This is a genomic window from Actinomycetota bacterium, assembly GCA_030776725.1.
Classification (GTDB): domain Bacteria; phylum Actinomycetota; class Nitriliruptoria; order Nitriliruptorales; family JAHWKO01; genus JAHWKW01.
In genome coordinates, this window is record JALYHG010000172.1 from 1 (window position 1) to 7,680 (window position 7,680).

The 7,680-nt window shown below is 70.1% G+C and carries 8 protein-coding genes; 3 read left to right on the top strand and 5 right to left on the bottom strand.

What is annotated here, in order from left to right; translation table 11 throughout:
* The 4 genes from M3N57_07990 to M3N57_08005 form a co-directional block, all read right to left on the bottom strand.
* On the bottom strand, positions 1-740 hold a 740-nt coding region (locus M3N57_07990), incomplete at its 3' end, for a hypothetical protein (GenBank protein MDP9022624.1).
* Between the two features lie 65 nt (positions 741-805).
* Positions 806-2,047, bottom strand: a complete 1,242-nt coding sequence (locus M3N57_07995) for a hypothetical protein (GenBank protein ID MDP9022625.1) — start codon at positions 2,045-2,047, stop codon at positions 806-808.
* On the bottom strand, positions 1,965-2,615 hold the full coding sequence (locus M3N57_08000; protein MDP9022626.1) for a glycosyltransferase family 2 protein: 651 nt from the start codon (positions 2,613-2,615) through the stop codon (positions 1,965-1,967). The genes M3N57_07995 and M3N57_08000 overlap by 83 nt, the downstream gene beginning before the upstream one ends.
* A gap of 47 nt (positions 2,616-2,662) precedes the next feature.
* Positions 2,663-5,725, bottom strand: a complete 3,063-nt coding sequence (locus M3N57_08005) for an FAD-binding protein (protein ID MDP9022627.1) — start codon at positions 5,723-5,725, stop codon at positions 2,663-2,665.
* A 101-nt stretch (positions 5,726-5,826) separates the two neighbouring features.
* Here M3N57_08005 and M3N57_08010 point away from each other — a divergent pair, with 101 nt between their 5' ends.
* Positions 5,827-6,321 carry a carbonic anhydrase gene (locus tag M3N57_08010; protein ID MDP9022628.1) on the top strand — a complete coding sequence of 165 codons (495 nt, stop codon included), beginning with the start codon at positions 5,827-5,829 and terminating at the stop codon, positions 6,319-6,321.
* Here the strand turns inward: M3N57_08010 and M3N57_08015 are convergent, their stop codons facing one another.
* Complete coding sequence (locus tag M3N57_08015) at positions 6,322-6,714, bottom strand: hypothetical protein (protein MDP9022629.1); 393 nt, start codon at positions 6,712-6,714, stop codon at positions 6,322-6,324. It lies immediately after the preceding gene.
* A 223-nt stretch (positions 6,715-6,937) separates the two neighbouring features.
* Between M3N57_08015 and M3N57_08020 the strand changes: the two genes are divergently transcribed.
* Positions 6,938-7,255, top strand: a complete 318-nt coding sequence (locus tag M3N57_08020; GenBank protein ID MDP9022630.1) for a hypothetical protein — start codon at positions 6,938-6,940, stop codon at positions 7,253-7,255.
* Positions 7,146-7,680: hypothetical protein (locus tag M3N57_08025; GenBank protein MDP9022631.1), on the top strand; the 535-nt coding region annotated here is incomplete at its 3' end. The genes M3N57_08020 and M3N57_08025, both read left to right, overlap by 110 nt.

A 7,680-nucleotide genomic window follows, 5' to 3' on the forward strand; every position in this document is an offset into this window, starting at 1 on the left:
TCGCCTTGCGGTCCGGCCTCCTCGGTCGCGGCCCTCTCGGCGCGCGATTCGATGAAGAACGCGCCGAGTGCGGCGGCCAGGGACGCGAACACCACGACGGCGTAGGTGGACAGCAGCAGCGACAGGAGCCTCCCGGGCACGGTCACGGGCTCGAACACGAGCGTGGACGTGACCGCCAGGTTGGACGACCACCACAGCGCTTCCCCGAGGGAGGTGACGGCTCCGGCCGCGCCGCGTTCGAGGACGAAGAGGAGTTGTCCGCCGGACAGGATCACCACGCCGGTCGTGGCAGCCAGGAACGTCAGGCGCCCGTGGAGGAGGCCCTGCGCCGTGCCCACGGCGCGGTACGACGACCCCAGGACGCGAGCGGTCGGCAGGACCCGGGCCAGGCGAGCGGCAGGGACCAGGCGCAGGATGCGCAAGGCGGGCAGCGCCAGGAAGATCGCCGAGGGCCAGCGTCGCTGCATGAACCGCACCGGCCGGCCGGACACGCCGAGCTTGACCAGGAACTCCGCGACGAACACCACCCAGATGACCGTGGAGACGAACGACAGCTCGTCGCGTTGGTCGCTGGGCGCGATCAGCTCGTAGGCGACCAGCCCGGTCCACACGATCGCGAGCGCCGCCATGACCGGATCGAGCCGGCGTTCGACGATCCCGGCCAGTCGTTCGCGATGGCTGAGTTCACGGTCCGGGTCTGGGTCGAGCGTGTCGGCGATCCCGTAGTCCTGGTTGCCCATCCCCGTCCTCCCGACGTCGACCGGGACAGCATGGCCGTCGTCGTGTGCAACATCGAGCGTGGCGACTACCGAACCACCGATCGGAAGATGCGCAGCAGCCGATCGACGTGCGCATCGAAGGTGAAGTCGCGTCCTTGGGTCGCCACCGCGCCGCGGCACCGGTTGACGTGCTCCGTGTCGTGCAGCTTCGCCGCCAGATCGTCGACGTCGTCGTAGAGCATCCCGATCCCGCGTTCCGCGACGAGGTTCTGGACCGCGACGGCCGAGCCGGGGCTCGCCTGCTGCAGGACCGGGACGCCGGCCGCCGCCAGGACGGACAGGCGCGCGGGCGCGTTCAGGTCATCCCACGTCGCCCGGGTGAGGTCCCCCCGGTTGCTGCTGATGACCCGGTGCATCCAGCCGGCGTCGTACTGCGACAGCTCGGTCGACCAGCTGCGCGGGTCGACGTGCGGGTGGATGTGCAGGTGGTCGGGCGCGGCCGCGACCGCGTCGTCGATCCACGCCGTCCACGCCCCTTTCGGGCCGGGGGCCCGGACCAGCCCGTAGAGGTGCAGGTGGATGCCGTGGGCGGCCAGCTGCCCGACGAACCCGGCGTCGAACCCGACCGGGCGCCCGAGCGACACGGTGTGGATCTGGCCGTCGATGTCCGACAGTCGGGGGCGGAGCGCTGGGTCGAACCAGTCGGCCTTGGGCAGGTCGCCGTCGACGACGTGCGTGGTGGCGGGATCGCGTGTCCCCGGCAGCGCGGCCTCGAACCAGTCGCGTTCGAGAGCGGTGGAGTAGATCGCAGCGTCCGCATGACGGTGCAGGTCCGCCAGCAGCGGCCAGGTTCCCCGCACGAGGCAGCGCTGCGGTGCCTCCTTGAAGTGCCACACCAGCGGCACGCCGAGGTCGGCGTCGAGGATCGTGTGGACGAGCGGGATGGCCCGCCAGTTCAGCAGGCCGTAGATCACGTCGGGTCGCACGGCGCGGATGGCCTCGCGCCACCCGCGGTCCGGCAGGTCACGGACGTGGCCGAACGGGAGCGGCCCCACGGTCTGGTCGGCCAAGGGGTCTTCGATCCACACGCCGTACAGCTGGTGGCCGCGCTCTTCGAACGCCAGGACGCGCTCGGGGTTGAACGCCAACTCCCCGGCCAGGACGATCCGCAACCCGTCGGGGTCGGGGTGGTGGCGGCGGCCACGGAACCGCGCGTAGAGCGCGTGTTCGTCGATCGGCCAGCTGTCACGGGACTCCAACCGCAGTGGTGTGGCGATGCGGTACCGGCGGCGGAAGGTGTTCAGGCCGCCGTCGTGCGTCTCGCGCAACGCACGGTGACGCTGACCGGGGGTGGCGTACCCACTCGCAGGTGACCCGTCCGGTGCTGATCGTCCGTCCGCGGCCACGCAGCCGGTGCCAGAACAACCGGTCGAGGTCGTCGCTCTCCAGCTCGTCGCGTTCGGTCCAGCGGTCGGTGCCTGCCCGGTGCATCACCTGCACCAGTTGCAGGCCGTCGGTGGGGGCGCCCCGCGCCGGGGACCACGCCAGGAAGACGTCGGGATCGTCGAAGCAGGCGGCCAGCGTCGACAGGTGCTCGGCGTCGATCACGTCGTCGGACGGGAGGTAGGCGATCAGCGGCGCTCGTGCGACATCCAGGCCGACGTTGCATGCGGTCCCTAACCCGTGGTTGGTCGCGAGCCGCACGTGGACGATGCGCTCGTCGGCCGCGAGACCCGCGATCGTCTGCGGCGTGGCGTCGAGGGAGCCGTCGTCGACGATCACCAGCTCCCAGTCGGTGCGGGTCTGGCGGCGCAGGCTCGCGACCGCACGCGGCAAGAAGGTCGCCTGCCCGTAGGTGGGCATCACCACCGAGACGGCGGGACGGGGCGTCGTCACGCCAGGCCGGGTTCGACGCCGATCGGCGGCTGCCCGCCACACCTGCTTCACGGTCCGCGTCTGAGGTGGGCCAGCGTCGCCAGCGCGGCACCGCCCGCCGCGACCGCAGCGGCGACGATGGTGTCCTTGGCGGTCCAGACGGCGCCGCGAGGATCACCGACGTAGTCGCGCTCGACCGGGTCAGCGCCTCGCGGGCCCTGCGGTCCGTCGTGCCTGGCCATCTGGATCACCTGCGCCAAGTGCAACGCCCGGCGGCCACGTCCTTCCGTGGCGAGCCCGTCACCGACCTGCAGCTGCTCGATCTGGGTCCGACAGCTGAAGCCGTTGGCGATGATCAGCGTCGTCTCGTCGGCCTCGCGTACCGCCGGCAGGAGCTTGCGCTCCCCGGCCTTCACGGAGATCGCGTACTTGTCCCCGGCCTCGAACCCGAACGCGCCGGCCATCCCGCAGCAGCCGGCATCCAGCTCGGTCCAGTCCAGGCCGAGCCGAGACAGCACCTCTCCTTCCGCCTGCATGCCGAGCGCACCCTTGTGGTGGCAGTGACCATGGACGATCGCCGTGCGGTTCAGCCGCGGGAAGTCGTATCCCTCCTCCAGGAGGAACTCCGACAACATGAACGTCGCTTCCGCGATGCGCCGGGCCGCTACGTCGTTCGGCTTCATCTTCACCAGCTCGTCACGGAACGTCGCCACGCAGCTGGGTTCGGCGCCGACGACCTTCACGCCGGCGGCGACGTGGCGATCGAGGGACTCGATCAGCCGGTCCAGGTAGGCCTCGGCCCGGTCCAGCAAGCCGTAGTCGTACAACGGCCGCCCGCAGCACACGACACGCGGCGGGATCGTCACGTGGTAGCCGGCGTCCTCGAGGACCGCCACCGTGGCCTGCCCGACGACCGGGTGGAAATAGTTGGTGAACGTGTCCGGGAAGAACACGACCCGCGGCCGGTCATGGTCGGCGGTGGGCCGGTCCGCGAACCACTCGCGGAACGTCCGGCTGGCGTACCGCGGGGCGGGGCGCTGCGGGGCGATCCCGGCCACCTTCTTCAGGGCGGTCCCGAGCGCGGGTGCGTTGAGGACGAGGTTGGTGATCCCCGGCAGGTTCGACGCGATCGTCGACCAGACGTCGATCAGGCCGAGCGCGTAGTGCGCTGGCGGGCGCAGGCGTCCCTGGTGATGGTGGTAGTAGAACTCCGCCTTGTAGGTCGGCATATCCACGTCGACGGGGCAGTCGACGGTGCAGCCCTTGCACGACAGGCACAGTTCGAGCGCCTCCTTGACGGTCTGGTCACGCCAGCCGTTCAGCTGCGCGTCGGGCTGCAGCATCTCGAACAGCAGCCGTGCCCGCCCGCGGGTGCTGTGCATCTCCTCGCGGGTCACCATGTAGGACGGGCACATGACCCCGTGGCCGTCGTCGCGCCGGCACTTGCCCACCCCGACGCAGCGCAGGGTCGCCTGAGCGAACGAACCTCGGTCGTGGGGGTAGGGGAACCTGGTGCCCGGCTCCCACGGGCGGTAGCTCGGGCCCAGCCGCAGATCCTCGTCCAGCCGGTAGGCGTTGACGACCTTGCCGGGGTTCATCCGGTTGCCGGGGTCCCAGATCGCTTTGAACTCTTCGAACGCGCGCACGATCTCGGGCCCGTACATTCGTTCCAGGAGCTCACCGCGCTGCTGACCGTCGCCGTGCTCACCGGAGTACGAACCGTTGTAGGAGGAGACGAGGTCAGCGGCGGCCTCGATGAACTCCCGGTAGGTGCGCACACCATCGGTGCTGGTGAGGTCGAAGTCGATGCGGCAGTGCACGCAGCCGTCACCGAAGTGCCCGTAGAGCACCGAGTCGAGGCTGTACCGGCGGAACAACGCCTTGAGGTCGCGGAGATAGTCGCCGAGGTGATCGGGATGCACGGCGGAGTCGTCCCAGCCGGGCCAGGCGGCTCCGTTGTGCGTCTGCGCCGTGGCGGCCAGTCCCGCCTCACGCGCCTCCCAGATCACCTTCGCCTGGTCGGGGTCGACGTACAGCTTCATCGCCGGACGGTCGTCGCTGCTGCGCAGGCGCTGCATCAGCTGGTGTGCGTACTCGGACGCCTCGTCGGGCGAGGCACCGCCGAACTCGGCGAGGAGCCAGCCGTGGCCCTCCGGGAGCAGCCTGACGGGGTCGGTGAGCAGGCCCTTGGCGCCCATGTGATCGACCAAGAGCCGGTCCATGCCCTCCAGTGCGATCGCGCGACCGTGCGCGCGGATCTCGCTGACGTGGTCAGCGGCCGTGAACACGTCGGGGTAGCCGAGGAGCAGCAGCGCACGGTCCGGGTGGTGCTCGTGGAGGTTCAGCGTCGCCTGCAGGACCGTGACGCAGGTCCCTTCGGTCCCGACCAGTGCACGGGCGACGTTGAAGCCGTTCTCGGGCAACAGCTGTGTGAGGCTGAAGCCCGAGATGCGGCGCGGGATGTCGGGGAACCGCGTCCGGATCGCGTCCGCGTACCTGTCGCGCAGGTCGCGCAACCGCCGGTAGATCTCACCCTTTCGTCCCCCCGCGGCGATGATCGCGTCGAGCTCCTCGGGGCGGGTCGGGCCGACCGACAGGCGGGTGCCGTCGTAGAGCAGGACGTCCAGGTCCTGGACGTTGTCCTCGGCAGGCCCGTACCGGAAGGCGCGCATGCCGCAGGCGTTGTTCCCGATCATTCCCCCAACCGTGCAGCGGTTGTGGGTGGCGGGGTCCGGTCCCCACGTCAGCTGGCCGTGCTGCTGGGTGTAGCCCCGCAACGTGTCGAGCACGATCCCGGTCTCGCACCTGACCAGCCGCGCCCGCGGGTCGAAGTCGACGATGCGGCGCAGGTACTTCGAGCTGTCGATGATCACCGCCACGTTGCAGGCCTGTCCCGCCAGGCTGGTACCACCCCCGCGGTTGGTGATGGGCGCCCCGAACTCTCGGCACACCTCGTGGGTCAGGACGATGTCGTCGAGGGTCTTTGGTAGGACCACGCCGATCGGCACCTGACGGAAGTTCGACGCGTCCGTCGCGTACAGGTGCCGGTAGCCGTCGTCGAAGCGGACCTCGCCCTCGAGGGATGCCGCGAGCGCTGTCCCGAGGCCGACCGCGTCGATGGTGCCGTTCATGCTGTCTCGAAGTCACGCTAACGTCGCCGCGACCACATGCAACCATGCGGTGTGCTATCCCTATCGCAACGTCGGATCGGGGCCGGAAGATGACTCACGGGGTGATCGACGAGGTGGTGGACGCCAACCGGCAGGTGGCCGCACGTGTCGCGACGGGTCTGTCGTCCCGACCGGCGCGGGCCTTGACGATCGTCGTCTGCATGGATGCCCGGATCGATCCCGTTACGGACTTCGGCTTGGCCCGAGGCGACGCCCATGTGATCCGCAACGCCGGTGGGCGGGTCACCGAGGACGTCTTGCGTTCGCTGGCGGCGTCGTGGCACTTCCTCGGTACCCGCGCGGTCATGGTGGTCCACCACACGGACTGCGGGATGTTCACCTCCGATCCCGACGAGCCACGCCGCGAGCTGGAACGGGTTGCGGGTGCGGACCTCGGTGACATGGACCTTCTTACGTTCACCGACGAGGACGGGTCGGTGCGGGAGGATGTCGACAGGATCCGCTCCTGGTCGCTCACTCCGCAGGACACCGACGTGCGCGGGTTCGTCTACGACCTGGGAGCCGGCCTGCTGCGCGAGGTGACCGTCGAGCCGTGATCAGCGCCGGCCGAAGGCCTCGCGCCCCGCTGGAGTGAGCAGCACGACCAGCGCGGCGGCGCTCACAGCCATCACGACCGCGCTGATCCAGCCCCGGAACGGGAACGCAGCCGACAGGAACGCCAGACCGTTGACGACGAGGCCCGCCCACCACGCCCACCGGGCGACGGCGAACGCGCCGGCGGCGACGACGGCGTAGAGCAACGCGCCGACGGCGAACCCGATCGCCACGGGCAGGAGCATTCGGCCCGGGCCCAGATTCTCGATCACCGGGATTCCGAGGCCGAGGTGAGCCAGCATCATCACCACCGACCCGACGACCCCCAGAAGGGCCAGAACGGCCACGGCAGTGGCGGCAGGAGGTCGCGTCGAGGACGGGGTGTGGGTCGCCATGGGATGCGAGGCTACCGACGTGCGCGAGTGCGGCAGACCCAGGCCGGTCACTGGCCGATCGAGTCGCCCGACGCCCGCTCGATCGAGGCGCATGACGAGGACGCGAAGCACGGACGTTGGAGTAACGTTCCGACTGCCTCGATGCGGGCGTTGCCTTGGTCCGCTGTCCGAGCGGAGCGCGGCGACGACGAGGCGATGGGCAGCAGCGGGGGAGAGTCGTGGCATGGCAACCACAAGTATCCAGCGTCGTTCCATGGTCGCGGGCTCGGCGATCGCGTTGCTTGTCGCCTGGATGGTGGCTCCCACCGGGGCGGCCGCGCACCCGGGAGCACACCCTGGGGGCGAGCAACAGAACGACGGGTTGGGGGTCCGGGTCAACTCACCCGCGGAGCTGGCCGGCTTCTTCCCCGCCGTCCAGTGGGACGGCACCGGTGACGTGGAGGGGCAGACGCGCCGACCTCGTCTACGCGGGCACCGGGTGCACGCCGGCGAGCTACGCGCCGGTCGCGGACGAGGTCCGGGGCAACATCGCCCTCGTTGACTCCAGGGTGAGTGCCACGAACCCCGCAGACGAGTGCCCGACCTACACCTTCCTCCAGAAGGTCCAGTCCGCCGAGCAGGCGGGCGCCGTGGGGTTCGTCCAGATCCCTGGCGAGGGAGAGGTTCCCAGGGACAACGCCACCGCGATCCACGCCACGATCCCCGCGCTCGAGGTGAAGCGGACCGACGAGATCCTCGCAGTGCGGCACGCGGTGATCTCGGGCACGGGGGTCAACGTGACCCTCACGGAGCCCGCTGGCCTGGCAGCGCTACAGGATGTGCCATGTGTGGACGACCAAGCCGGCCCGTTCGAGTGCGACGGCATCGACCTGCTCGCCTTCGTGCCACAGGAGGAGTTCAACGGCGCGGGCGTCAGCGACCTGTGGGGCTGGACCGACCCGGAGACCAGCGACGAGTACGTGATCG